Below are 23,511 nucleotides of genomic sequence, written 5' to 3' on the forward strand. Positions count from 1 at the left end.
TCTACCCCTCACCCACCTGGAGTTACCGACATGACCATCCTCGTCACTGGCGCCACCGGCCGCGTAGGCCGCCACCTCGTCCACCAACTGGTACAGCGCCAGGCCAAGGTCCGGGTGCTGACACGCAATCCGGCCAACGCCATTTTCCCCGCCGCGGTGGAAGTCATCCGGGGCGACCTGCTGGATCTCGATTCACTGCGCAGCGCCTTCGCTGGCGTTTCCACCCTCTTCCTGCTCAACGCCGTGACCGGCGACGAATTCACCCAGGCGCTCATCACCCTCAACATCGCCCGGGAAAGCGGGGTCGAGCGGATCGTCTATCTCTCGGTCTTTGGCGCTGACACCGCGGTCAACGTGCCGCACTTCGCCGTGAAGTTCGGCGGCGAGCGGATGCTGGAAGCCATGGGTTTCAGTGCCACCGTCCTGCGGCCCACCTACTTCATCGACAACGAGGTCATGATCAAGGACATCATCCTGCAGCATGGGATCTATCCCATGCCCATCGGCAGCAAGGGCGTGGCCATGGTCGACGCCCGGGATATCGCCGAGGTCGCAGCCCTCGAACTCATTCGCCGCGATCAGGCGATCGACAAGCTACCCAGCGAAACGATCAACCTGGTCGGCCCGGACAGCCTCACCGGCGCAGGCGCCGCGGCGATCTGGAGCGCACTGCTGGGCCGCCCCATCCACTACGCCGGTGACGATCCGCGCGGCTTCGAGCAGAACATGGCGACCTTCATGCCGGCCTGGATGGCCTACGAGATGAGGCTCATGGCCGAGCGCTATGTCAGCGACGGCATGCTTCCGCAACCTGGGGACCGTGAGCGGCTGGTGCAAATGCTCGGGCGCCCGCTGCACAGCTATCGCGACTTCGCCCGGTCGCTGATCGACTGACCGTGCGCCACCCCTGAGCCTGGGCCGCCCGACGACCCCGACTTGCCAGCTAGACAATATACATTATATAAAACTGTATATTGAATAACTCGGGCTTGCTCATGACCATTCCACCTACCAGACCCACCCCAGGCGCGGTCCTCTCCCCCCAGGACATGCAGACCCGCGCCCGGGAGGTGGCCGCCCTGCTCAAGACCCTGGCGCATCCGGTTCGCCTGCTGCTGGCCTGCGCCCTCGCCGAAGGTGAATACGCGGTCGGCGAACTGGAAGCCCGCCTGGACATCCACCAGCCCACCCTCTCCCAACAACTCGGCGTGCTGCGCGAGGCTGGCCTGGTCACCACCCGCCGCGAGGCCAAGCAGATCTTCTACCGGCTCACCGAAGACAAGGCCGCCCAGCTGCTGCAGGCGCTCTACCAGATCTTCTGTCAGCCCGAGAGCCAGACACCATGATCCTCGTCTCCTATATGCCCGCCCTGGGTGGCGGTCTGCTGCTGGGCCTGGCCGCCAGCCTGCTGTTGCTGGTCAATGGGCGGATCGCCGGCATCAGCGGGATCTTCGGCCGGCTGCTCGGCGGACAGCAGGCCGGCACCGGCCTGGTCTTCGTGCTGGGCCTGGTGCTAGGACCGCTGCTGGTGAGCGGCCTGCACGCGCCTCCCTCCCTGACCGTGGACGCGACCTGGCCTCAACTGCTACTGGCGGGGCTGCTGGTCGGTTTCGGGACGCGGCTGGGCTCGGGCTGCACCTCGGGCCATGGCATCCTCGGCGTGGCCCGAGGTTCGCGCCGCTCGCTGGCCGCCGCCGCCGTCTTCCTGGCCTGTGGCCTGGCCACGGCCACCCTGCTGGGGCTGCTGCGATGAAATCGGGGCGACTGGTCGTAGCGCTGCTGGCCGGCCTGCTCTTCGGCAGCGGCCTCGCCCTCTCGGGGATGCTCGATCCCGCTCGCGTACTGGGTTTTCTCGATCTCGCCAGCGGACACTGGGACCCTAGCCTGCTGTTCGTGCTGGGCGGCGCCCTGCTGGTGGCGCTGCCCGCGGTCCAGCTCCAGCGCCGGCTGGCGCGGCCCTTGCTCGACAGCGCCTTTCACCTGCCGCCCACCACACCCGTCGACCGCCGCCTGCTGCTGGGTGCCCTGCTCTTCGGCCTTGGCTGGGGGCTGGCCGGGCTATGCCCCGGGCCCGCGCTGGCAGGCCTGGGGTTGGGTATCGCCAAGGTCCAGGGTTTCGTCGTGGCCATGGTCCTGGGGATGGTGCTGCATGACCGCCGCGCTAGTGGGCATTCCCAGGCAAGGCGTAGGCCTTGACGTAGTCCCCCGCCTTGGTGCCCAGACCACCATGACCACCTGCGGCGATGACCACATACTGGCGGCCATCACGCCCGGTATAGGTCATGGGCGTCGCCTGGCCCCCCGCGGGGAGGCGCGTCTTCCATAGCTCCTTGCCGCTGGCCGCGGAAAAGGCCCGCAGGTAGTTGTCCGCCGTGGCGCCCATGAAGATCAGCCCCGAGCGGGTATTGACCTGGCCGCCAATATTGAACATGCCGGTGGGAAACGGCGGCGCCATGTGCAGGCCCAGAGGACCCATGTCGCGGGTGGTACCTACGTCATGCTGCCAGGCCAGGGTGCGGGATTTCAGGTCCACGGCTGCCAGCTGCCCCCAGGGCGGCGCCTTGCAGGGCGCACCGAGCAGGCCGAGCCAGGGATCGACCTTGACCACATAGGGCGTGCCGTATTGCGGGTTGATGGCGAACTTCTTCGGCCGCGGCGGTGTGCCCTTGCCGTCCCAGGGCTCCACCAGCCCTTCGCGCTCGGCATCTGCCCGGGCATAGACCTCGGCCTTGAAGGGGATGTAGCTGAGGTTGGCATAGAGGCGCTTGCGCTCCGGGTCGATGGAGGCGCCGTGCCAGTCGATCACGCCGTCGAACGCCGGATACACCAGGGTGGTCTTGTCCAGCTCGAAGGGCGTGAAGGCGCCCTTGTAGTTCATCTGGCGGAATTCGATCCGGCACAGCAACTGGTCCAGGGGCGACACCCCCCAGGTGTCGGACTCCCTGATCTCCGGCGGCGCGAAGGTGGGCATGCCGGTCGAATAGGGCTGGGTCGGCGCGACATGCTCCTCCGGTAGCCCGCCCTGGGGCGCCGGCTTCTCCTCGACCTGGGCGATGGGTTCGCCGGTCACGCGGTTGAGCATGAAGAGCTCGCCGCGTTTGGTGGTCTGCACCAGCGCCGGAATCGGCTGGCCGTTGTCGCCTGGCAGATCGACCAGCGACGGTCCTATCGGCACGTCCATGTCCCAGAGGTCATGGTGCAAGGTCTGGAAACTCCAGCGCGGCGCACCGGTGTCCACGTCCAGCGCCACCAGGGAGCTGGAGTATTTCTCGTCGAAGGGTCGTCGCTCGGCGCCGTAGTAGTCGGGCACCGCATTGCCGGTGGGCAGGTAGAGGATCCCGCGCGCCACATCGGCGGTGTAGACGCCCCAGGCATTGGGCGTGCCCCGGGTAAAGGTCTGGTCCGGCGTCGGATGGACCACCGGATCGTCCGGATGGCCAACGTCCCAGGCCCAGACGATTTCGCCATTGATGGGGTTGAAGGCTCGCACCGCGCCAGAAGGCTCGTTGGTCTTCTGGCCGTCATAGATCCAGCCACCGAGCACCACGCGATCATGGATCACCAGCGGCGGCGAGGTCACGAAGTGAAAACCTTTGGGCACCTCGCCCAGGTATTGCCGCAGCGAGACATAGCCGCCCTTGCCGAAGTCCTGGCAGAGCGCGCCGGTACGGGCATTGAGCGCCATGATCCGGGCATCCCCTACCGAGGAGATGATGCGTTCCGGACAGGCCGTCGCCGTTCCTTCCGGCGCTTTGTAATAGGCCACGCCGCGGCAGGCCAGGTAGGCGTTGTTCGAGGTATCGGCGCGCGGATCGAAGCGCCAGCGCTGCTCGCCGGTGTCCGGATCCAGGGCGATGACCTCTCGATGCGGCGTGCAGAAGTAGAGCGTATCGCCGACCTTGATCGGCGTGGCCTCGAAGTTGAATTCGTAGCCGTGCTTGTTTTCGTCGCCCCTGGGCAGATCGCCCGTGCGGTAGGTCCAGGCCTCCTGCAACTGGCTGACATTGTCAGGCGTGATCTGCGCCAGCGGCGACCAGCGCTCGCCTTCGGCGGTGCGCCCATAGAAATTCCAGTCACCCTCGGCGACACCCGAGGCATTGGTAGTCACCTGGCTACCTGGCGCGACGGCTGCCAGAGGCTGGTCTGGCGGATAGGGATGGGCGAAGAACAGCCCGCCGACCAGGACCGCGGCGGCCAGGGGAACGATCACATAGCCTGCCCCTGAAACCCTGCGGTTGCCGTCCAGGCGCCGACGGATGAAGGGCAACAGCAGATAGAGCCCCAGCAGGGTCGGTAGCATGAGTCGGGGTTCGAGCTTCCAGACGTCGGGGCCAACCTCCCAGAACGCCCACAGTACGCTGCCCAGCCAGACGAGGCCGTACACCCACAGCGCCAGCCGGCGCCCCTTCATCAGCAAGCTGCCGGTCAGGCAGAGGCCTATGCCGGCAACCAGGTAATAGGCGCTGCCGCCCAACAGCAGCAGCCAGGCCCCGCCAGCGGCCAGCAGTATGCCGAGGAGCAGGATGAGCAAGCCGGATAACCGGGGTTTCGTCAGGAGCCAGGACTTCATGCGTCTTATCCGCCAGGTTTGTTGTTCTCCACTGGCAGACTAGGCACGACCGGCTGGTGTTCAAATGTTTTGCAAGAAATTTCAAAGATGGCGAGGGGTGGAACTAGCCTTGCTCTGCCTACTTGCCGGCTCACTCGCCTGAAGATCGCCCGAGCTGGACCGCCGTGACCCTTCCTCACTACGGGCATTGCCTGGCTACGACCTGTGCAGAGGCCCTCCTCCCGATCAGCCACCACCGGTCTCGTTTTCATGATGAGGCCGGCGCGGACGCTGCGGGTACTTCAGCCAAACGTCACTGTCCAAGCCTCTGACAGGTTGCCTCGGCGAACAGCGGGCAGTGGACTTCCGCTTGCGGACCGTCCAGGCCAGCGCCAAAAGCGCCACTCGCCTTGATCCCTTGCCCCAGGAGGCGCCCATGTGTGGCCGCTTTGCCCAGTACCGTTACGCTCTCGACTATCTGGACGCCCTGGGCGCCAATGCGGCTGACGTCCGCACCGGCCTGGAACCTCGCGCCCTGGGCCGCTACAACGTGGCACCCGGCACCCGGGTGCTGCTGCTCAATCAGCAGGAGGATGGCTTGCACCTGGACCCGGTGCTCTGGGGCTACCAGCCTGCCTGGGCGCGCCAGGCCAAGCGTCCGCCCGTGATCAATGCCCGCGTCGAAACGGCGGCCACCAGCCGGATGTTTCGCGGCCTCTGGCAAAGGGGCCGCGCCCTGGTGATCGCGGATGGCTGGTACGAATGGAAAAAGGATCCTGAGGACCCGAAGCGCAAGCAGCCCTATTTCATCCAGCTGAAATCCGGCGAGCCGCTGTTCTTCGCCGCCATCGGCCACTTCCGGCCGGCAGACCAGGCACCCCAGGAGGATGATGGCTTCGTCATCGTCACCGCAGCTTCCGACGCCGGCATGGTCGATATCCATGACCGCCGCCCCCTGGTCCTGCCCCCGACCATTGCCCGCGAATGGCTGGATCCCGAGCTGTCCATGGAACGCGCCGCCGAGATTGGTGAGATCGAAGGAACGCCGGTGGAGGCCTTCCACTGGTATCCGGTCGGCAAAGCCGTGGGCAGCGTGAAGAACGATGGGCCTGAACTGCTAGAGCGGATCGCCGAGCCACTGGTGTAGGCGCGATCAGCGTGAGCCTTGTAATCCAGCCCGCCGCGCCCATGGTCTGCCCTTATTGCCTCTTGCCCTTGGCATCCTTGACCAGCAAGACACCAAGACCGAAGCCAGCGGAGTGCATATCCAGACCGCCAACGCTGAAATTGAGGAAGTAGAACATTCCCGGCAAGGCCTCCGAACTCGTCCAGATCTTCGCGCCTTCGCCGAAATCCGCCGCTGCGACATTGGGAAAGACGCGTCGATCAAGCTTCAGGCCCGCGCAGCTTTCCACCAACAGGGTCTCCAGCTCAGGCTCCGTGGGCAGGCGCCACTCGCCGAGAACAGCCTGAGCGGCGCGCTGGGCCTCCTTCTGCGAGTACCCCTTTGCCACACCCTCGCAACCCTTGGTCCGTGCGTTCCAGGTCGTTCCCAGCAGACAACGCTTCCAGACCAGTTGGGCCTGGCTGTCCAGGGCGCTGTCGCTCGCGATCTGCAGTTGTAGTGGCGGATGCTCGACGCAGGTGGCCGCTACTGCCGAACTCAACAGGAGCCCCCCAAAACACGACAACCCCACTCCCAGCCTCATCAACATCCCTTGCAAAATAACTACTCCAGAAACGCCAAACAGCAATTAAGACCAAATAAACGAGCGCGTGTATATCATGAAAAACAAACAACAAAAATACTACGAACGCACTATCAATACTTTATAAGGCCTTGATTCCAAGTGACTTATCCAAACTGCCACGCCTTTTTCCTGAAGATCATAAGCTTGCAGCCGTTCTTTGTAATAACCTAGAACCACGCCGGCAAACTTATAGAAACTTATCGCCAGAAGAATGGATAACGCCGGCCGAAGCATGATTCCAGCGGCTTATCCATGACTCCAACCGTATCATCTTCGTTAAATGGCCAAGCTCGATGAAAATCATACTGATGCGCCATGGCAAGCCGGCGCTGAAGAGCTGTCCCGCCATGGCCTCCTCTGCTATGGCGCGCTGGATCGCGGACTATGATCGGTCCGAAATAGGCACGGATACCCCCACTTCGGAGGCAATAGCCGCAGTCAGGGATATCGGCCTGACAGCCACCAGCACTGCCCCACGTGCCCTGACCTCTCTCGCCGCGCTGGGCATAGCACCAACCATCAGGGATTCGGTCTTCTGCGAGGCAGCGCTGCCCGTGGTGAGCGTTCCGATTCTGCGCCTGTCGCCCTTCACCTGGGCGTTCGTCTTTCGTCTGCTCTGGCTCTGCGGGCTGGCGAAGGAGTCGGAGTCCTATGCCCAGGCAAAGGGGCGGGCGCACCAGGCGGCGGATCAGCTCGTCGCTCTGGCCGGGCGCACCCCGGGAAGCGTATTGCTGCTGGGACACGGCTTCATGAACCGCCTGATCGCCAGGCAGCTGCAGCGTGGCGGCTGGGCCGCAACAGGCAATAGCGGTAGTGGCTACTGGAGCGTTGCCGTCTATGAAAAGGCGGGGTAACGCCGTCTTCGGTAAGCGCCTTTGACCAAGGACGGGTAACGTTCCCCTTTGCGGTTCGTCGCCAGAGCACCAGAACGGTCTTTACGCCTCAGGGGCGCTGCCAGACGCAAGCCCGGCAGCCCTGCTTCAACGAAGACCCGCCCTCAACCCTCCGGATTCAGCATCTCGTTGATCTTGTTGGCCAGGGTATCGATGGCGAAGGGCTTGGTGATGATCTCCATGTTGGCGGCGAGATAACCACTCACGTTCGAGCCTTCCGCATAACCGCTCGCCAACAGCACCTTGAGCTCCGGACGATTGGCCTGGGCCAGGTCCGCCAGTTGGCGGCCATTCATGCCAGGCAGACCCACATCGGAAATCATCAGATCGATGCGTTGAGGATTCTCCAGGAAGGGTATGGCCTCCTGGGCATCCGCTGCTTCCAGGGTCCGGTAGCCCAGTTCACCCAGCACCTCCAGGATCAGGGAGCGAACCACGGCCTCATCTTCGACGACCAGGACCACCTCGCCGCCTCCCAGAGGCGCAGCCTTCTGCTCCTCGACCGCGAGGATGCCCACCTCCCCACCCAGGCACGGCATGTAGAGTTGCACCCTTGTTCCTTTCCCCGGTTGCGAGAGGATACGGACGGCGCCATTGGCCTGGCGCATGTAGCCATACACCATGGACAACCCCAGGCCCGTGCCCTGCCCGATCGGCTTGGTGGTGTAGAAGGGCTCGAAGACCTTGGCCAGGACCTCGGGAGTCATGCCCAGACCGGTATCGGCGACGGAGAGCATCACGTAGTCGCCCTCCTTGAACTCCATGGCCGCGCCCTGCTCTGCGGTGACGTGCACGGCTGAGGTGGCGATGGTAATGGTGCCGCCATCGGGCATGGCATCGCGGGCGTTGATGGCCAGGTTGATGATGGCGCTTTCCAACTGGTTGGCATCCATCCGCACCAGCGACAGGCCGGCGGCCAGCTGCGTCCGGATGGCGATGTTTTCCCGGGTCGTGCGATGCAGGAGGTCTTCCAGCGAGGCCACCAGTGGATTGACCTCGAGCGGTTTGAGATCGAGGGTCTGCCGGCGGGAAAACGCCAGTAGCCGCTGGGTAAGCGCCGCCGCCCGCTGGGCCGAGGTGACCGCCGCGTTGATGTAGCGCTCGTCCTCACTCGCATCGCCACCGCGTCGGCGCCGTTGCATCAGCTCTAGGCTGCCAATGACGCCCGTGAGCAAGTTGTTGAAGTCATGGGCGATACCACCGGTGAGCTGACCGACCGCCTCCATCTTCTGCGCCTGGTGCAGGGTGTCTTCCACCCGGGAGCGCTCGGCCACCTCGGCGGAGACGCGCGCTTCCAGCGTCTCGTTGAGTTCGAACAGCGCCTTCTCGGCTCGCTTGCGGGCGGTGATGTCGACGCAGGTGCCGGTCACATAGGACGGCTGGCCAGCGGCGTCGCGAAAGACCTTGCCCTTGCTCAGCAGCCACTGCTCTCCTGCCCCGCGGTGGAGCCGAAACTCGACAGCGAAATCCTTCCCCTGCAGGCAATCGGCCAGGCATCCGCGTAGCACGTCCCTGTCGCCCCCATGCACGAAGTCCAGGAAGCGCTCGACGGGATTCGTCGTCAGGACATCGGGCAGGCCGAAAAGCTGTTGGAGGGCGCTATCGCAATAGAAGCGACATTCGTCGAGGTACCAGTCGAAGATACCGGCTTCGGAGGCAAGCAGCGCCGCCCGAAAGCGTTCGTCGGCGAGCTTGAGACTCGGGCGGGAATGTTGCTGGGCCAGCACCTGTTCGGTGACGTCTTCGGTCTGGTGGATGATGTAGATCACCTCACCCTGGTCGTCCAGCACCGGAACGTTCAACGGACTCCAGTAACGCACCTCGAAGCCGCCGCCTTCGCTGGACCGCCGCGGAATGTCGTACTGGGTCACCGCCATGCGATCGGGCTCACGGCTCTGCATCACCCGCTCCAGCGAAGCGCGCAACACGCCGGCGCCGAATTCCGACCTGCCGTCGGGATTGCGGCCGAACACCTCGAATATCGACCGCCCCATGCAGTCTTCGCGGCGGGTATTGGTGCCGCGCAGGCGTCCTTCGTTGGCTGCCACCATGATGAAGTCAGGACCTGGAGAGAGCACCAGCACCAGATGGGGAAGTCCTTCGAACAGCAACTGGAAGTTTGGATCCTGACGCATTGGCACCTGCGGAGTCGGTCGTCGCGAAGCGAGTCGATGCCTGGTCTAGTCCAGACACCCCTGTCTTGTCTCCTTCAGTGGAGGCCGATCGCCAGCGCTCGGTTCAACCAAGAAGACGAGACGCCTTTGGTGGAGCCATGAAGCATGCCGATCCAGCAGGCCTGATGGGTTCGGGTGAGAGCAGCAGACGGCGGTCTGGTGCTGGCTAGACTCGCGGATGAGCATGCGTTGCAGCGAGAGCGGGCCTCACCGCCCTGCCCTCACCACACCCCCGAACCGCCGCCGGTAATCCCCCGGGCTCAGTCCCACGACACGGGTGAAGACCTTGCGGAAGGCGCCCGGATCGCTGTAGCCCACCTCCCAGGCGACGCGTTCGAGGGGCAGACGGCTGGCCTGCAACAGCTCCCGGGCGCGGCCGACGCGCAATTGCTGACAGTAGGCCGTGGTGGTCATGCCAGTCGCCTGGCGAAAGCGGCGCAAAAAGGTGCGCTGTTCGAGTCCGGCGCGCTGGGCCAGGGTAGCCAGGGCGATGTCCTGGGCGCCGGTTTCCTGCAGCCACTCCTGAACGGCGAGGACGGCGCTGTCGCCATGGCTCAGGCGCGGCGAAAAGGCGCTGTAGTAGCGCTGCTGCCGACCCGGCGGGTCGATGACCAGGATGCGCGCGGTATCGAGCATCCGCTTGGCGCCCAGGTACCGATCGACCAGGCGCAGGCCGAGGTCGGTCCAGGCCATGAGGCCGCCCGCGGTGACGAGATCCTCGCCATCGATGAGGAGCTGGTCGGCGTCCAGGCGGACGGCAGGGAAACGCGCATTGAAGCGCTCGACATAGAGCCAGTGGGTGGTGGCGGTGCGGCCGTCCAGCAAGCCGGTTTCAGCCAGCAGAAAGGCGCCGGCGCAGATCGAGGCCAGACGCACGCCGCTCTGGTGCTGGCGACGTAGCCACTCGCGATAGGGCGCAGCAGCCTCCGGTGTGATCGGCTCAGCCAGGCTGGGTGGCAGGATCAGCACGCTGGGTGAGCCGCTCGCTGTGGGCAGCGAGTCGTAGACCCGCCTGGGCGCCGCTGCGCCCTCCTCCAGCCGCCAGTGGCTGACGCGCAATCGAGGGCGCTCCGCATCCTCCGCGGTCCCGGTCAGGCGCCCGGCGATCTCGAACAGATCCGTGAGGCCGTGGACCGTCGCCAGTTGCGCGCCGGGATAGAGCAGCAGACCGAGTTCGACCGGTGGTTGATCGTGCATGTGTCGCTGGCACCCCTGATGTTGTCGGTCACGCCCCTTCGCCTGCCGGCGCGGCTGGCCAATCATGACCGGACCCAAGACCTGAAGCATCTTCCGAGGAGCTGGACATGAGCAAGCACGCCGTCGTCGTCATCGATCTGCAGAACGAATACCTCCCCACCGGCAAATTGCCCCTCGACGGCATCGAGGCCGCGGTCGCCAACGCCGCCCGGATCATCGCCAACGCCCGCGACCAGGGCGTCCCGGTGATCCATGTGCAGCATCAGTCGCTCAGCAGCGAGGCACCGATTTTCGTGCCTGGCAGCGAGGGCGTCGCGATCCAGGCGGCCGTCACGCCCCAGGCTGGCGAGCCGGTGGTGGTCAAGCATTATCCCAATGCCTTTCGGGAAACCAACCTGAAGCAGCTGCTGGACGAGCGGGGTATCGGCTCGCTCGTCGTGGTGGGCGCCATGAGCCATATGTGCATCGATGCGGGCGTCCGGGCCGCGGCCGACATGGGCTACGCCGTGACGGTAATCCACGATGCCTGCGCCACCCTCGATCTGGAATTTAAAGGCGTCCGGGTGCCGGCTGCCCAGGTGCATGCCGCCCTGATGGCGGCGCTGGCCTTTGCCTATGCGAGCCTGGAATCCACCGACGCCTATCTCGCCGGCTAACGCGCTGGCGAAAGGTTGCCCAGGCCGGCGAGGAATTTCAGCCGTCGCGCCGCAGCCTCAGGTACCGGCTCGACAGGGTCGGCCCCGCGCAGCAGGTATTCTCCAGCCGATGTTCGGACTGTTTTCCAAAGACGCAGTAGGTATCGCGCCTGACCGGTGGTGGCTAGAAAACGTCCGTCAGGACCACCATCCGCCGGGAAGGACACTTTCAAGGATGCCTTATCGGCAGGCCAGCCTTTAGAATGACGAGCTAACCGGTTTGGCCGTGCCGATTTGCAAAGGGCGCGGTCCAAGCCCGGCATGGGTTACCCTTGCACGTGAATTCTATTTGGAGCGGTGAGCTGAACGATGGGCTTTGAGCAACTAGCTGAACTACGCGACCGCCTGCGGGCCGAGAAAGCGCAGGTAACGACCGAGAGCAAAGAGCGGCCGGCGCGGAGACCTTCACCGAAAGCCAAGCCCCGCGAGCAAAAGCCCCGCGAGCAGGATCCGGTGGTCGAGGGCATCCGCCGCCTGCAAAAGCATTTCCCGCTGGCCTTCCCGGTCAACCCTGCGCCCAAGGTGCCGCTCAAGGAAGGTATCCTGAAAGACGCCGAGCAGCACCTGGAGCGGCTGGGCATCACCGGTGACCAGCTCAAGCAGGCCATCGCCACCTGGTGTCGCGGCACTCGCTACTGGGCGGCCATGACCGAGGACGCGCCTCGTCTGGACCTGAATGGCCAGCCGGCCGGCAGCGTGACCGCTTCCCAGGCGGTCTATGCCAAGCAGCAGGCGCGCCGCCAGCGCGCCCAGGCCCGCCGCGAGCAGGCCAAGGCCAAGGCTGAAACGGCCTCGCCCGCCGAGCCCGAAGCCACCGAACCCGTCGCCGCTCCCGCGGACGGCGAATCGGCCTGACGCCGATGGCGCGCTGCCCTGGGCGGCGCGCCACTCGACGACGGGTTGCTGTTACAGCAGCAAGGCTACTTCTCCGGTAACGATCGCGACTGGCGCGGCCATCTGGTGGTCGCTATCTCCGTCGCCACACCCCTTTCATCCTTGCAGCGTTCGCTGCGGGGCCGAAGTCTGGCACCTGCCCCGCAGCCGGGATAGCCGAGCCTGATAGGCTTCATCGCGTCATTCCAAGACGTCGAGCCCCTGCTTCCGCTTGGCAGCCTCCACCAATAGGCGGCGCCCTTCTCCAAGGGGATGCGGGTGCCCGCTGTCTATCAGGCGAGCGGGTTCACCCTTCAGGTCACCGCACCCAGCTGCCAGGGCACGAACTCGTTCTGTCCATAGCCATGCAGCTCGCTACGGCTACGCTCTCCCGAGGCCAGGGCCAGCAATCGCTCGAAGATGAAGGCGCCGCGCTCTTCCAGGGTGGTGCTGCCATCGACCAGGCCGCCGCAATCCACGTCCATGTCATCACGCTGACTCTCCCAGAGCCGGGTATTGGTGGCGATCTTGAGCGATGGCGTCGGTGCACAGCCATAGGCGGAACCGCGTCCGGTGGTGAAGGCGATGAGGTTGGCGCCGCCCGCCACCTGGCCGGTGGCCGAGACGGGGTCGTAGCCGGGGGTGTCCATGAACACCAGGCCGGGGGTGCGCACCGGTTCGGCGTAGCCATAGACCGCCATGAGATCGGTGGAGCCGGCCTTGATCACGGCGCCAAGGGATTTCTCCAGGATGGTGGTGAGACCACCCGCCTTGTTGCCCGCCGACGGATTGTTGTCCAGGCTAGCGCCCGCACGGGCGCAATAGTCCTCCCACCAGCGGATGCGCTCCACCAGTCGCTCGCCTACCGCCGGGCTGGCGGCGCGCCGGGTGAGCAGGTGTTCGGCGCCGTAGATCTCCGGGGTTTCCGAAAGGATCGCGGTGCCGCCGGCGGCCACCAGCAGATCCACCGCGCGGCCCAGCGCCGGGTTGGCACTGATGCCTGAATAGCCGTCCGATCCGCCGCATTGCAGACCAAGGATCAGATGCCGGGCGCTGACCGGTTCGCGCTCCACCTCGTTGGCCGCAGGCAACAGGGCTTTTACGGCTTCAATGCCGCGAGCAACGGTGGCGGTGGTACCGCCGCTGTCCTGGATGTTGAGGCTGCGCAGCCCCGCATGCTCGGCGAGACCCTGGTCAGCCAGCAGCGTGGGGATCTGGTTGGCCTCGCAGCCCAGGCCGATGAACAAGACGGCGGCGAAATTGGCATGGGCCGCGTAGCCGCCCAGGGTCCGGCGCAGCACCGCCATGCCCTCGCCCTGGGTATCGATGCCGCAACCGACGCCATGGGTCAGGGCTACTACGCCGTCGACATGGGGATAGGGCTGCAGCGCCTCGGGGTGGACGTCTCGCCGGAAGTGGTCGGCCACTGCCCGCGCCACCGTCGCCGAGCAATTCACCGAGGTGAGGATGCCGATGTAGTTGCGGGTCGCCACCCGACCATCGGCACGGACGATGCCCCGGAAGCTGCGCTCGATCGGCACCGGCGCGCCACGGGCCTCGATGCCGAAGGCATGCTCCCGGGTGAAGTCGCCCATGGCGAGGTTGTGCACGTGGACGTGGCTGCCCGCGGTGATGGCCTCCCGGGCGAAGCCGATGATCTGACCATAGCGTCGTACCGGCTCGCCCATTGCTATAGGGCGCACGGCAACCTTGTGACCGGCAGGCACAGGTTCGCGAACCTGCACCCCCTCCTCCGGCAGTTCCAGGCCCGGCACCAGTGGCTGGCGGGCGATGAGCACATCGTCCTGGGGATGCAGGCGCAGGGTGGCGCGGGTGGCCGCCGCGGCGCCGCTACGGGTGATCAGTTCCATGTCCGTCTCCGCTTCAGCATTCGATGAGGGCCTTGACCACGCCCTCGGCAGGATCGAGCAAGGGTGGGAAAGCCTCGGGCACGTCCTCCAGGCGCAGTCGGTGGGTATTCAGTGCCTGGGTGGGCACCAGCCCGCGCCGGAGACAATCGTGCACGTGGCGGAAATCCTCGGCGGTGGCGTTGCGGCTACCGAGCAGGGTCGCCTCGCGCTTGTGAAATTCTGGATCAGCAAAGCTCAGGTTGCCCTGGACGATGGACACCAGCACGTACTTGCCGCCATGGGCGATGAAGGCGAAGCCGCGCTCCATGGCGCGGGGATTACCGGTGGCGTCGAACACCACATCGAAAAAATCACCGCCGGTGAGGTCGCGCAGGCGCGCCTCGTCATCCTCGCCAAGCGCGACCGTGGCCTGCACCCCCAGATGCTCGGCGCAGAAGGCCAGGCGATCGGTACGGCCGTCCAGCACCGTCACCCGCGCCCCGCGCAGGCGGGCGAACAGCGCCACCGCCATGCCGATGGGACCGGCGCCCACCACCAGCACCTGCTGCTGACCGGCTACCTCACCGCGCCGCACCGCATGGGCGCCAATGGCGAGAAACTCCACCATGGCCGCCTGGTCGGCATCCAGGCCATCCGCACGGAACAGCGCGCCGTGGGGCAGGCCCAGGTAGCCGGTCATGGCGCCATCACAATGCACGCCCAGGACCTGGATGCGGGTGCAGCAGTTGGTCTTGCCCTGGCGGCAGGCCACGCAGTCGCCACAGGACAGATAGGGCATCACATAGACCAAGTCGCCCTCGGCGAGGCCCGAGTCGGCTTCGGTCTCGGTCACCGTGGCGGAGATCTCGTGGCCCATGACCCGCGGATAATTCAGGTAGGGCTGATTGCCGGAAAAGATGTGCAGGTCCGTGCCGCACACCCCGACCCGCTCGATGCGCACCAGGGTTTCGCCCGGGCGACGCAAGGGCTTCTCCCGCTGCTCGGCGCGCAGCAGACCGGGCTCCTGACAGACGATGGTCAACATCAGTGTCTCTCCTCTTCCAGGCGCCGCACGGCCTGTTCCACACCACGCAATTCGGCCAGGCCCTTGAGCCGGCCGATCAGCGAGTAACCCGGATTGGTCCGTCGGTCCTGATCATCCAGCAGTTGGTGACCGTGATCCGGTCGCATCGGCAGGCGCGCACCGCCTTCGCGTTCGCGGCGACGCTCCTCGCGCACCAACTCGCGGATCACCCCGACCATGTCCACGTCGCCATCCAGATGATGGGCTTCGTGGAAGCTGCGTGGATCTTCCTCCCGGCGGGTCGCCCGCAGGTGGACGAAGTGAATGCGCGAGGCGAACTGGCGGGCCATGGCTACCAGGTCGTTGTCGGCGCGCACGCCATAGGAGCCGGTGCAGAAGGTCAGGCCGTTGGCGGGGCTGGGCACCGCCTCCAGTAGCCACTGGGCGTCGGCAGCGGTGGAGACCACGCGCGGCAATCCCAGCAGCGGCCGGGGTGGATCGTCCGGATGCACCCCCAGGCGGATCCCCACCTCCTCCGCCACCGGCACCACGGCCTGCAGGAAGACCGCCAGGTGCTCACGCAGGCGCGCGGCGTCGATCCCGGCATAGGTGGCCAGCAACTGTCGGAGGTCGGCGACCGAATAGCCTTCCTCGGCACCGGGCAGCCCGGCGATCAGGGTGCGTACCAGCTCTTCGCGACCGGCCGCGTCGAGATCCTCGTGATAGCAGCGCGCGCGTTCGATCTCCGCGGCGGAGTAGTCCGCTTCGGCCCCATCCCGCTGCAGGATGCAAAGGTCGAAGGCGGCGAAGGCATCCTGATCGAATCTCAGCGCCCAGCCGCCGTCGGGTAGTCGATGGGCCAGCTGGGTGCGGGTCCAGTCCAGCACCGGCATGAAGTTGTAGCAGACCACGTCGATGCCGCACTGGGCGAGGTTGCGTAGGCTCTGCCGGTAGTTGTCCAGGTAGCGCTCGCGCCCCGGCAGGCCACGCTTGATGTCCTCGTGCACCGGGATGCTTTCCACCACCGACCAGCTCAAACCCGCCGCCTCGATCAGCGCCTTGCGCTCGGCGATGGCCGCTACCGGCCAGACCTCGCCATTGGGAATCTCGTGCAGCGCCGTGACGATGCCGGTGGCACCGGTCTGGCGGATATCGGCGAGGGAGATGGGATCGCGCGGGCCGAACCAGCGCCAGGTATGTTCCATGTCAGACTCCTTGATCGGTCAAGTCGGCGATGGCCGCGCCTATGCCCGCCTCGGCGATGCGCCGATGGGCCTGCTGCACCGCTTCGCGGAAGGCGGCCTGCTCGGCCAACGCTGGCGGAAAGACCTCGGCTAGCGCCAGGACGGCATCGACCCGCGCCACGCCCTTAGGCAAGGCGGCCAGGGTGGCGCGCAGGGGATCGTCCAGGGCCTCGCCCTCGGCGTCACCAAAGTGAATCCAGGCCGCCACGCCGAGGGCGGTACAGGAGAAATCACCGCCCTGCTCCAGCAGCCGCTGGGCTCCCAGCAGCCAGCGCTGGGGCAGCTTTTGCGAGCCATCCATGGCGATCTGGCGCAGCCGGTGCTGCAGGGCATCGTTGCGAAAGCGTGCGACCAGGGCTTCGGCATAGGCGTCGAGATCGACACCATCGGGCATGTCCAGGGTTGGCGCCGCCTCGCGACTCATGTAGCGGTGCACCAGAGCGGCCAGCTGACGGTCGGCCATGGCCTCGGCCACGGTGCCGTGGCCGGCCAGGCTGCCCACATAGGCCAGCAGCGAATGGCTGCCATTGAGCAGGCGCAACTTCATGGTCTCGAAGGGGCGGACGTCCGCCACCATCTGCACCCCTTCGTGTTCCCAGTCCGGGCGTCCCTGAGGAAAGCGATCCTCGATCACCCACTGGCTGAAGGCCTCGCCCACCACCGCGGCCGGGTCATCGCAGCCAAGGTCGCGCAAGCGCGCGAAGGCGGCCTCGTCCATGGCCGGCACGATGCGATCCACCATGCTGCAGGGAAAGGCCACCTCGGTGGCGATCCAGGCCGCCAGGCCCGCGTCCTGGGCCTCGGCGAGGGACACCACCGCCTGGCGGGTCCGCTGGCCGTTGTCGGGCATGTTGTCGCAGCAGAGCACGGTGAAGGGTGCGATACCCGCGGCACGCCGGCGGCGCAGGCCTTCCACCAGCAGCCCCGGTGGGGTGCGCGGCGCCCGCGGTTCGGCGAGGTCGTGGACGATGCCGGGATCGTCGCGCCGCAGGGCACCGCTGGCGGGACTCAGGCAGTAACCCTTTTCCGTCACCGTCAGGGTGACGATGCGCACCCCGGGATCGGCCAGCCGCGCCAGCAGGGCCTCGCGCTCGGCACCGCCGTCACCGGCATAGAGCACCTCGCGCAGGGCGCCGATCTCGCGCAGCACCCCTTCGCGCCGGTTGCGGTACTCGGCCACGTGATAGCGACCCTGCTGAGCGCGCAGGGTCTCCACCAGCGCCCGCCCCGACCTCAGGTTGGCGCTGCTCAGGCCCCAGGCACCACCACCATGGCGAGCCAGGTTGCGTTCCAGGTAGACCGCCTGGTGAGCACGGTGGAAGGCGCCCAGTCCCAGGTGGACGATACCGATGGCCGGCGCCGGATAGCGCGAGGGGATCCGTTCGAAGTCGCTCATCGGGTGCCTCCCGCGGCCAGCTCGGTCGGTGCGCTCGCCGGCCGCTCGGCCAGCGGCTTGACGAAGCGCGCCACGCACAGCGAGCCGATCACGGTCAGGGCGCCGGCCAGCAGGAAGGCGCTGGTGAAGGCCCCGGTGAACTGCACCAGGTAGCCGGTCACCGCCGGGCCGATGATGCCCGAGGTGTTGGCCAGGAAGTGCATGAAGCCGCTCACCCCGCCGACCCGCGCCGCCGGCACCGTGTCCTGGATGATCGCCCAGTAGATGGCGCCGGTCAGATAGAGGAAGAACACCGAGAGCGCCACCAGCGCCACGGCCGCATAGAGGGTGCTGACCAGGCCAGCCACGGCGATACACAGGGCACAGGCCAGCAGACAGGTCACCAGCACCACCTTGCGCGAGAACATCAGCCGGCCGGTCTTGCGGAACACCCAGTCGGACAGATAGCCGCCCACCGCCAGGCCGATGAAGCCCAGCACCCAGGGGATCACCGTGGCAATGCTCATGTCCTTCACGTTGAGGCCGTAGGCCTGGATCAGGTAGCTGGGAAACCAGGTCAGGAAGAAGAACAGGGTGTAGTTGTAGGCAAAGAACGCCAGGGCGGTGAACAGCACCGTGGGCTGGCGCAGATAGTACTTGAGCGGCCGCACCTCGGTATCCACCACGGCCACGGCGCGCTCCTCGGCGGCGATGTCGGCGGCCAACTGGCCGGTCGGCTTGTCCTTGATCCAGAGGTACCAGACCACGGCCCAGACGAAGCCGATCAGCATGATGACGATAAAGGACACCTTCCAGCCGTAGGCCACGGCGATCACCCCGACGATGGGGCCGGAGATGGCCCCGCCCAAAGGGGTGCCCGACATCGACAGGCCCAGGGTGCGACCCCGGTTATGGGGCGCGTACCAGTTGTTGACCATCTTGCTGGTGGAGACGCTCAAGGGCCCCTCGGCCATGCCGAACAGCACCCGGATCACGATCAGCGCGGCGAAGCCCGAGGCCAGCACCGTCAGGCCACTGAACGCCGACCAGAGCACCATGGCCAGCAGCAGCGTGGTCTTGGCGCCATAGCGATCGGCGGCCCAGCCGCCAATGAAGTTGAACGCCGCATAGCCGACGAAGAAGGCGCTGAACAGCAGCCCCATCTCGCCGGCGCTCAGCGCGAAGTCCTTCTGGATCAATGGCGCCGCCACCGACAGCGCCGAGCGATCCAGATAGTTGACGACTCCCGCCAGGAACAGCATGACGAGTACCAGCCCACGACCTTGTCCAGCCATTTGTTACCTCCCGCTCATTGTCTTTATTCGGTAAGGCATAAGAGAACTCCCCAGGGGGAGTCGGATTTTTCAGACGTTGCCGCCCCACTGCACCAGCACCTTGCGCGTCTGCTCGGGGTGCCTTTCGATCAGCTCGATGGCGCTCGGCATCTCCTGGCTGGCCACCTGATGGCTGATCAGCGCCGCGGCATCCAGCTTGCCCGCCGCCAGCAGCTCGATGACCCGCGGGAAGCGCCCGTTGTTGAGCCGCGAGCCCACCAGGGTCAGTTCCTTCTTGATGATCTCCAGCTGCACCAGCTCGCTGGGCGTGGCGCTGAAGCCCAGCAGGCCGATGCGCCCGGCCGGCGAGGCCAGGCGGACGATCTCCGGAAGCAAGGCCGGATGGCAGGCGGCGTCGACGATCAGGGGCACGCCCTCGCCGCCGGTGGCCTCGCGCAGCGCCGCCTCGACATCGGTATCGCGGCCATTGAGAGTGCGGGTCGCGCCCAGGGCACGGGCGGTGGCCAGGCGATCGTCCAGCACATCGGTCACGGTGATGTCGGCGATGCCCAGCGCCCTGGCCATCTGCACCAGGGTCAGGCCGATCACCCCGGCGCCATAGATCAGCAATGAATCGCCGGGAAAGACCTGCATCCGCTCCAGCACATTGAGGGCGATGCTGTAGGGCTCGACCAGCGCGGCCTGGGCCAGCGGCAAACCGGGCGGCAGGCGATGGGCATTGGCCGCGGGCACGCAGACCTCTTCGCTGAAGCCGCCATCGCGATGCACCCCCAGCACCTGCAGGCGACTGCAGACATTGGGCCGGCCGATGCGGCAGGGATAGCAGCTGCCGCAGGCGATCACCGGATCGACGCAGACCGGATCGCCCACCGCCAGGCCGCTCACGCCCTCGCCTACCTCGCGCACCACCCCGGCGAATTCATGGCCGGTGACGCGGGGAAAGCGCACGAAGGCGTTCTGCCCATGGATGATGTGCATGTCCGAGCCGCAGATGCCGGCATAGGCCACCCCGACGCGGACCTCGCTCGGTGCCAACACGGGCACCGCGACCTCTTCGATGCTGAATTCGTGGGGTGCTCTGACCTGAAAGGCTTTCATCCTGGATTCCTCGCTCACCAATGCCACAGGGTGCCGTCCACCAGCCGGTTCACCGGCAGGCTGGCGCGTTTGTACGGATAACGGGCGGCGAGGTCTTCATCGATGTCCACGCCATGGCCGGGCACCTCGCCCGGAGTGAAATGGCCGTCCGCGAAACGATAGGCATGGGGGAAGACCTCCTCGATGCGCGCCTCGTGGGGCATGTGCTCCTGGATGCCGAAGTTGGGTACCCAGGTGTCGAAGTGCAGCGCCGCGCCCATGCACACCGGTGACAGGTCGGTGGCGCCGTGGAAGCCGGTGCGCACCTGGTAGAGCGCCGCCAGATCGGCGATGCGCCTCATGTGGGTGATGCCGCCGGCATGCACCAGGGTGGCGCGGATGTAGTCGATCAGCTGCTCCTGGATCAGCTCACGGCAGTCGTGGATGGAGTTGAACACCTCGCCCACCGCCAGCGGCGTGGTGGTGTGCTGGCGGATCAGCCGGAAGGCTTCCTGGTTTTCCGCCGGGGTGCAGTCCTCCAGCCAGAACAGGTTGTATTCCTCGACCCTCTTGCCCAGCCGCCCCGCTTCGATGGGCGTCAGCCGGTGGTGCACGTCGTGCAGCAGGTGCAGGTCGTCGCCGAAGCGCTCGCGCACCGCGGCGAACAGCTTGGGCACGTGATTGAGGTACTTGGCGGTGTCCCAGACGTGCTCGGCCGGCAGGTCGCTGTCGGCCGGTTCGTAGCGCTCGCCCTCGCGCTTGGCCACGCCATAGGTGGTGGGTATGCCCGGCACCCCGCACTGCACCCGCACCGCGCGATAGCCCTGCTCGACATGGCGGGCCACTTCGTCCAGGCAGCTCTCGATGTCCTTGCCGGTGGCATGGCCATAGACCATCACCCGCTCGCGGCTCTTGCCGCCGAGCAGCTGGTACAGCGGCATACCAGCGGCCTTGGCCTTGAGATCCCAGAGCGCCACGTCCACCGCGGCGATGGCGGTCATGGTCACCGGTCCGCGCCGCCAGTAGGCACCGCGATAGAGGTACTGCCAGATGTCTTCGATGCGGTGGGCGTCACGACCGATCAGCGCCGGCAGCACGTGCTCCTCCAGGTAGGCGACGACCGCCAGCTCGCGGCCATTGAGGGTGGCGTCACCCAGGCCATGGAGGCCTTCGTCGGTGACGATCTTGAGCGTGACCAGATTGCGACCGGGACAGGTGACGATGACGCGGGCTTCAGTGATCTTCATGGCTTCAGGCCTGGGCAGTGAGAGAAAGAAACAGGGGCGGCATGGCCGGCATGGCCGCGCGCGAGATGAGCGCGCCGGGATGCTGGATGACCGTGGCCGCCAGGCGATGGCCCCAGGAGGCGGCCACTGCGGGCGCTCCCTCCTGAAGGCGGCAGGCCAGGTAGGCGGCGCTGAAGGAGTCCCCGGCGGCCGTGGTATCGACCACCCGGGCCACCGCTTCGCCGGCCACTTCCTGGCGTCCTTGGCGGTTCTGCAGCAGGCAGCTGCGTGCGCCGCGCTTGAGCGCTACCTCGGCCACGCCCCACTCGGCGTACTGGGCGAACAGCGCCGCCTCGTCGGCGAAACCGAACAGGGCGGCATCGTCTTCCCAGGTCACCAGCGCCAGATCGGTCAGTTGCAACAGCCGGTGATAGGCCGTGCGCGCGGCCTGGACACTCGGCCACAACCGCGGCCGGTAGTTGTTGTCGAAGACGATGCGGGTGCCGGCGGCACGAGCCTGGCGCAGAGCCTCCAGCAGCCGCTCGCGGCCGGTATCGGTCAGCACCGCCAGGCTGATACCGCTGAGGTAGAGCACCTGATACTCGGCCAGAGACGCCAGCAGCGGTTGGGCCTCGGCACCGTCGAAACACTCACGCGCCGCCGCCTCGCCGCGCCAGTAGAGAAAGCGCCGCTCGCCGTCGGCGTCGGTCTGGATCAGATAGAGGCCCGGCAGACGTCCGGGCAGCACCCGTACCCGCTCGTCCCCTACGCCCTCCTCACGCCAGCAGGCGCGCATGGCCTGGCTCAGGCTGTCGTCGCCCACCGCGGTGAGGTAATCCACCTGCACCCCGTCGCCCCCCAATAGCCGCCGCAGATAGACAGCAGCATTCAGGGTATCGCCGCCAAAGGCCTGGCCCAGCTGGCCATCCATTTGGCTGCGCAACTCGACCATGCATTCACCGATGAGGCCGATGCGGGTGATGGGAGTCGCTAGGAAGGCCGCGCTCATGCGTCCTTGCTCCAGGCCGTAGACGAACTTTGCACCCTGGCGACAGGCGAAGATCCGCGCCTGATCAGAGCGCGAAAAGACAAAGAGACAACCAGCGGCTGGCGTACGGGCATCATGACTGTGGACCTGGCTATTGTTCTTGTTCGATCCGGCGACCTGAGCCACCGAAGGGGACGGTCACCGTCGTCGAGCTACTTTCGGGACAGTGTTCCGTTTTGCTGGACCCAGTGTTGCTGGCAATTCCCGCATCCGTCAATCAGAATGGAACACTGTTCCACCAAATAGGCGACCGGCGGTCTCATGGAAAAATCGACTTCTCTCGGCAACGACATGGTCAGTGCGGTCGGACGTACCCTGGCCGTACTGGAAGCCCTCGGCGAACGCGAGGACGACTGCGGCGTCTCGGAGCTGGCGCAGCAGCTGGACCTGTCGAAAAGCACCGTCCACCGCTTCCTGCAGACGCTCAAGGCCCTGGGCTATGTGGTCCAGGATGCCGAGGACCGCTACCGCCTGAGCGTCAAGCTGTTCGAACTGGGCGCCCGCGCCCTGCCGCAGCTGGAACTGGTCCGCGAAGCCGAATCGGGCATGCGCCTGCTCAACGACCTCACCGGCGAGACCGTCCACCTCGGCATCTTCGACGAGGGCGCCATCGTCTATGTGCACAAGCTCGACTCGCGCTACACCCTGCGCATGTATTCGCGTATCGGGCGGCGGGCGCCGCTGTATTGCACCGGGATCGGCAAGGTGCTGATGGCCTGGCGGCCGGAGGCCGAGGTACGACAGATCCTCGCCCAGGAGACCTTTGTCCGTCGCACGCCCAACACCCTCGACAGCCTGGCTGCCTACCTGACGGAACTGGCACGCGTCCGCGCGTTGGGTTTCGCCGAGGACCATGAGGAATTCGAAGACAACATGAGGTGCCTGGCGGCGCCGATCCGCGATCGCTTCGGCCAGGTCATCGCCGGCCTGAGCGTCTCCTTTCCCTGCTTCCGCTTTCGTGAAGACCTCAAGGCCGAGTACGTCGAGCAGATGCTCGCCACCACGGCGCGCATCTCGGCCCAGTTGGGTGCCCCGGCGCGCTAGCGCCGTCGGAGAACAGGTCCTGATGGCCGAGGACATCGATCCCGCTACAGGCGCCAGCCAGGGGTCCAGCGCCAGCAACGAGGTGGCGCGCCGGTCTCAGGTCGGGGGTGGCCGAATTCACGATCGGCACGAGGCCACCGGCCTGCCCTGCAGCAGCCGCCGAAGCGCCGCCAACGCCGTCGTTCCTCTCCGGCCG

21 protein-coding genes are annotated in these 23,511 nt (G+C 66.3%); 9 read left to right on the top strand and 12 right to left on the bottom strand.

Features of this window, described 5'->3' with window-relative positions:
* Positions 1-30: 30 nt before the first annotated feature.
* The 4 genes from BMZ43_RS07345 to BMZ43_RS07360 all read left to right on the top strand — a co-directional run bounded on the left by BMZ43_RS07345 (position 31) and on the right by BMZ43_RS07360 (position 2,196).
* Positions 31-894, top strand: coding sequence for an SDR family oxidoreductase (locus tag BMZ43_RS07345; RefSeq protein WP_093251806.1), 864 nt, complete (start codon positions 31-33; stop codon positions 892-894).
* A gap of 101 nt (positions 895-995) precedes the next feature.
* The gene (gene bigR / locus BMZ43_RS07350) at positions 996-1,346 is read left to right on the top strand and encodes a sulfite-sensing transcriptional repressor BigR (RefSeq protein ID WP_093251810.1); all 351 of its coding nucleotides are present in this window, start codon (positions 996-998) and stop codon (positions 1,344-1,346) included.
* Positions 1,343-1,753 carry a YeeE/YedE family protein gene (locus BMZ43_RS07355; protein WP_093251814.1) on the top strand — a complete coding sequence of 137 codons (411 nt, stop codon included), beginning with the start codon at positions 1,343-1,345 and terminating at the stop codon, positions 1,751-1,753. The genes bigR and BMZ43_RS07355 overlap by 4 nt, the downstream gene beginning before the upstream one ends.
* Positions 1,750-2,196, top strand: coding sequence for a DUF6691 family protein (locus tag BMZ43_RS07360; protein WP_093251818.1), 447 nt, complete (start codon positions 1,750-1,752; stop codon positions 2,194-2,196). Before BMZ43_RS07355 ends, BMZ43_RS07360 begins: the two co-directional genes overlap by 4 nt.
* Here the strand turns inward: BMZ43_RS07360 and BMZ43_RS07365 are convergent.
* The gene (locus tag BMZ43_RS07365; RefSeq protein ID WP_093251828.1) at positions 2,162-4,570 is read right to left on the bottom strand and encodes a membrane-bound PQQ-dependent dehydrogenase, glucose/quinate/shikimate family; all 2,409 of its coding nucleotides are present in this window, start codon (positions 4,568-4,570) and stop codon (positions 2,162-2,164) included. The genes BMZ43_RS07360 and BMZ43_RS07365 overlap by 35 nt on opposite strands.
* Positions 4,571-4,985: 415 nt before the next feature.
* On the opposite strand from BMZ43_RS07365, the gene BMZ43_RS07370 reads away from it, so the two are divergent.
* Positions 4,986-5,696 (top strand): SOS response-associated peptidase family protein, encoded by a 711-nt coding sequence (locus BMZ43_RS07370; protein WP_093251832.1) that lies wholly within the window; start codon positions 4,986-4,988, stop codon positions 5,694-5,696.
* Positions 5,697-5,748: 52 nt separating this feature from the next.
* On the opposite strand, the gene BMZ43_RS07375 is transcribed toward BMZ43_RS07370, so the two are convergent.
* On the bottom strand, positions 5,749-6,264 hold the full coding sequence (locus tag BMZ43_RS07375) for an Lcl C-terminal domain-containing protein (RefSeq protein ID WP_256562907.1): 516 nt from the start codon (positions 6,262-6,264) through the stop codon (positions 5,749-5,751).
* A gap of 329 nt (positions 6,265-6,593) precedes the next feature.
* Between BMZ43_RS07375 and BMZ43_RS07380 the strand changes: the two genes are divergently transcribed.
* Positions 6,594-7,154: a hypothetical protein gene (locus BMZ43_RS07380; protein ID WP_173147743.1), complete on the top strand. Its 561-nt coding sequence runs from the start codon at positions 6,594-6,596 to the stop codon at positions 7,152-7,154.
* A gap of 143 nt (positions 7,155-7,297) precedes the next feature.
* Here the strand turns inward: BMZ43_RS07380 and BMZ43_RS07385 are convergent, their stop codons facing one another.
* Both BMZ43_RS07385 and BMZ43_RS07390 read right to left on the bottom strand, forming a co-directional pair.
* Complete coding sequence (locus tag BMZ43_RS07385; protein ID WP_093251843.1) at positions 7,298-9,328, bottom strand: ATP-binding protein; 2,031 nt, start codon at positions 9,326-9,328, stop codon at positions 7,298-7,300.
* A gap of 246 nt (positions 9,329-9,574) precedes the next feature.
* Positions 9,575-10,564, bottom strand: a complete 990-nt coding sequence (locus tag BMZ43_RS07390) for a GlxA family transcriptional regulator (protein ID WP_093251847.1) — start codon at positions 10,562-10,564, stop codon at positions 9,575-9,577.
* Between the two features lie 107 nt (positions 10,565-10,671).
* On the opposite strand from BMZ43_RS07390, the gene BMZ43_RS07395 reads away from it, so the two are divergent.
* Both BMZ43_RS07395 and BMZ43_RS07400 read left to right on the top strand, forming a co-directional pair.
* Positions 10,672-11,220: a cysteine hydrolase family protein gene (locus BMZ43_RS07395; RefSeq protein WP_093251852.1), complete on the top strand. Its 549-nt coding sequence runs from the start codon at positions 10,672-10,674 to the stop codon at positions 11,218-11,220.
* Positions 11,221-11,568: 348 nt separating this feature from the next.
* On the top strand, positions 11,569-12,114 hold the full coding sequence (locus BMZ43_RS07400) for a ProQ/FinO family protein (protein ID WP_059315147.1): 546 nt from the start codon (positions 11,569-11,571) through the stop codon (positions 12,112-12,114).
* 332 nt (positions 12,115-12,446) lie between these two features.
* On the opposite strand, the gene BMZ43_RS07405 is transcribed toward BMZ43_RS07400, so the two are convergent.
* The 8 genes from BMZ43_RS07405 to BMZ43_RS07440 all read right to left on the bottom strand — a co-directional run bounded on the left by BMZ43_RS07405 (position 12,447) and on the right by BMZ43_RS07440 (position 22,232).
* Positions 12,447-14,003, bottom strand: coding sequence for a UxaA family hydrolase (locus BMZ43_RS07405; RefSeq protein WP_093251857.1), 1,557 nt, complete (start codon positions 14,001-14,003; stop codon positions 12,447-12,449).
* Between the two features lie 13 nt (positions 14,004-14,016).
* On the bottom strand, positions 14,017-15,027 hold the full coding sequence (locus BMZ43_RS07410; RefSeq protein WP_093251862.1) for a zinc-binding alcohol dehydrogenase family protein: 1,011 nt from the start codon (positions 15,025-15,027) through the stop codon (positions 14,017-14,019).
* On the bottom strand, positions 15,027-16,211 hold the full coding sequence (gene uxuA, locus BMZ43_RS07415; RefSeq protein ID WP_093251867.1) for a mannonate dehydratase: 1,185 nt from the start codon (positions 16,209-16,211) through the stop codon (positions 15,027-15,029). The genes BMZ43_RS07410 and uxuA overlap by 1 nt, the downstream gene beginning before the upstream one ends.
* Position 16,212: 1 nt before the next feature.
* On the bottom strand, positions 16,213-17,646 hold the full coding sequence (locus tag BMZ43_RS07420; RefSeq protein WP_017641279.1) for a mannitol dehydrogenase family protein: 1,434 nt from the start codon (positions 17,644-17,646) through the stop codon (positions 16,213-16,215).
* A complete protein-coding gene (locus BMZ43_RS07425; RefSeq protein ID WP_026083873.1) occupies positions 17,643-18,920 on the bottom strand; it encodes an MFS transporter in 1,278 nt (425 codons plus the stop codon). The genes BMZ43_RS07420 and BMZ43_RS07425 overlap by 4 nt, the downstream gene beginning before the upstream one ends.
* A 69-nt stretch (positions 18,921-18,989) precedes the next feature.
* Positions 18,990-20,018: a Zn-dependent oxidoreductase gene (locus BMZ43_RS07430; protein ID WP_093251871.1), complete on the bottom strand. Its 1,029-nt coding sequence runs from the start codon at positions 20,016-20,018 to the stop codon at positions 18,990-18,992.
* A 14-nt stretch (positions 20,019-20,032) separates the two neighbouring features.
* Positions 20,033-21,244, bottom strand: coding sequence for a D-mannonate dehydratase ManD (manD, locus tag BMZ43_RS07435; RefSeq protein ID WP_093251876.1), 1,212 nt, complete (start codon positions 21,242-21,244; stop codon positions 20,033-20,035).
* Between the two features lie 4 nt (positions 21,245-21,248).
* Positions 21,249-22,232, bottom strand: a complete 984-nt coding sequence (locus BMZ43_RS07440) for a sugar kinase (protein ID WP_017641283.1) — start codon at positions 22,230-22,232, stop codon at positions 21,249-21,251.
* 300 nt (positions 22,233-22,532) lie between these two features.
* Between BMZ43_RS07440 and kdgR the strand changes: the two genes are divergently transcribed.
* On the top strand, positions 22,533-23,315 hold the full coding sequence (gene kdgR / locus BMZ43_RS07445; RefSeq protein ID WP_026083874.1) for a DNA-binding transcriptional regulator KdgR: 783 nt from the start codon (positions 22,533-22,535) through the stop codon (positions 23,313-23,315).
* The last annotated feature ends 196 nt before the right edge of the window (positions 23,316-23,511 follow it).

The organism is Pseudomonas sp. Snoq117.2 (assembly GCF_900110545.1).
Lineage (GTDB): Bacteria > Pseudomonadota > Gammaproteobacteria > Pseudomonadales > Pseudomonadaceae > Chryseomonas > Chryseomonas benzopyrenica.

Coding starts and splice junctions, on each gene's coding strand:
- BMZ43_RS07410 (WP_093251862.1), bottom strand. CDS start 15,027: ATGTTGACCATCGTCTGTCAGGAGCCCGGTCTGCTGCGCGCCGAGCAG.
- BMZ43_RS07420 (WP_017641279.1), bottom strand. CDS start 17,646: ATGAGCGACTTCGAACGGATCCCCTCGCGCTATCCGGCGCCGGCCATC.
- BMZ43_RS07440 (WP_017641283.1), bottom strand. CDS start 22,232: ATGAGCGCGGCCTTCCTAGCGACTCCCATCACCCGCATCGGCCTCATC.
- BMZ43_RS07395 (WP_093251852.1), top strand. CDS start 10,672: ATGAGCAAGCACGCCGTCGTCGTCATCGATCTGCAGAACGAATACCTC.
- BMZ43_RS07430 (WP_093251871.1), bottom strand. CDS start 20,018: ATGAAAGCCTTTCAGGTCAGAGCACCCCACGAATTCAGCATCGAAGAG.
- BMZ43_RS07390 (WP_093251847.1), bottom strand. CDS start 10,564: ATGCACGATCAACCACCGGTCGAACTCGGTCTGCTGCTCTATCCCGGC.
- BMZ43_RS07375 (WP_256562907.1), bottom strand. CDS start 6,264: ATGTTGATGAGGCTGGGAGTGGGGTTGTCGTGTTTTGGGGGGCTCCTG.
- BMZ43_RS07400 (WP_059315147.1), top strand. CDS start 11,569: ATGGGCTTTGAGCAACTAGCTGAACTACGCGACCGCCTGCGGGCCGAG.
- BMZ43_RS07385 (WP_093251843.1), bottom strand. CDS start 9,328: ATGCGTCAGGATCCAAACTTCCAGTTGCTGTTCGAAGGACTTCCCCAT.
- BMZ43_RS07345 (WP_093251806.1), top strand. CDS start 31: ATGACCATCCTCGTCACTGGCGCCACCGGCCGCGTAGGCCGCCACCTC.
- BMZ43_RS07425 (WP_026083873.1), bottom strand. CDS start 18,920: ATGGCTGGACAAGGTCGTGGGCTGGTACTCGTCATGCTGTTCCTGGCG.
- BMZ43_RS07370 (WP_093251832.1), top strand. CDS start 4,986: ATGTGTGGCCGCTTTGCCCAGTACCGTTACGCTCTCGACTATCTGGAC.
- BMZ43_RS07380 (WP_173147743.1), top strand. CDS start 6,594: ATGAAAATCATACTGATGCGCCATGGCAAGCCGGCGCTGAAGAGCTGT.
- BMZ43_RS07405 (WP_093251857.1), bottom strand. CDS start 14,003: ATGGAACTGATCACCCGTAGCGGCGCCGCGGCGGCCACCCGCGCCACC.
- BMZ43_RS07355 (WP_093251814.1), top strand. CDS start 1,343: ATGATCCTCGTCTCCTATATGCCCGCCCTGGGTGGCGGTCTGCTGCTG.
- BMZ43_RS07360 (WP_093251818.1), top strand. CDS start 1,750: ATGAAATCGGGGCGACTGGTCGTAGCGCTGCTGGCCGGCCTGCTCTTC.
- manD (WP_093251876.1), bottom strand. CDS start 21,244: ATGAAGATCACTGAAGCCCGCGTCATCGTCACCTGTCCCGGTCGCAAT.
- uxuA (WP_093251867.1), bottom strand. CDS start 16,211: ATGGAACATACCTGGCGCTGGTTCGGCCCGCGCGATCCCATCTCCCTC.
- kdgR (WP_026083874.1), top strand. CDS start 22,533: ATGGAAAAATCGACTTCTCTCGGCAACGACATGGTCAGTGCGGTCGGA.
- bigR (WP_093251810.1), top strand. CDS start 996: ATGACCATTCCACCTACCAGACCCACCCCAGGCGCGGTCCTCTCCCCC.
- BMZ43_RS07365 (WP_093251828.1), bottom strand. CDS start 4,570: ATGAAGTCCTGGCTCCTGACGAAACCCCGGTTATCCGGCTTGCTCATC.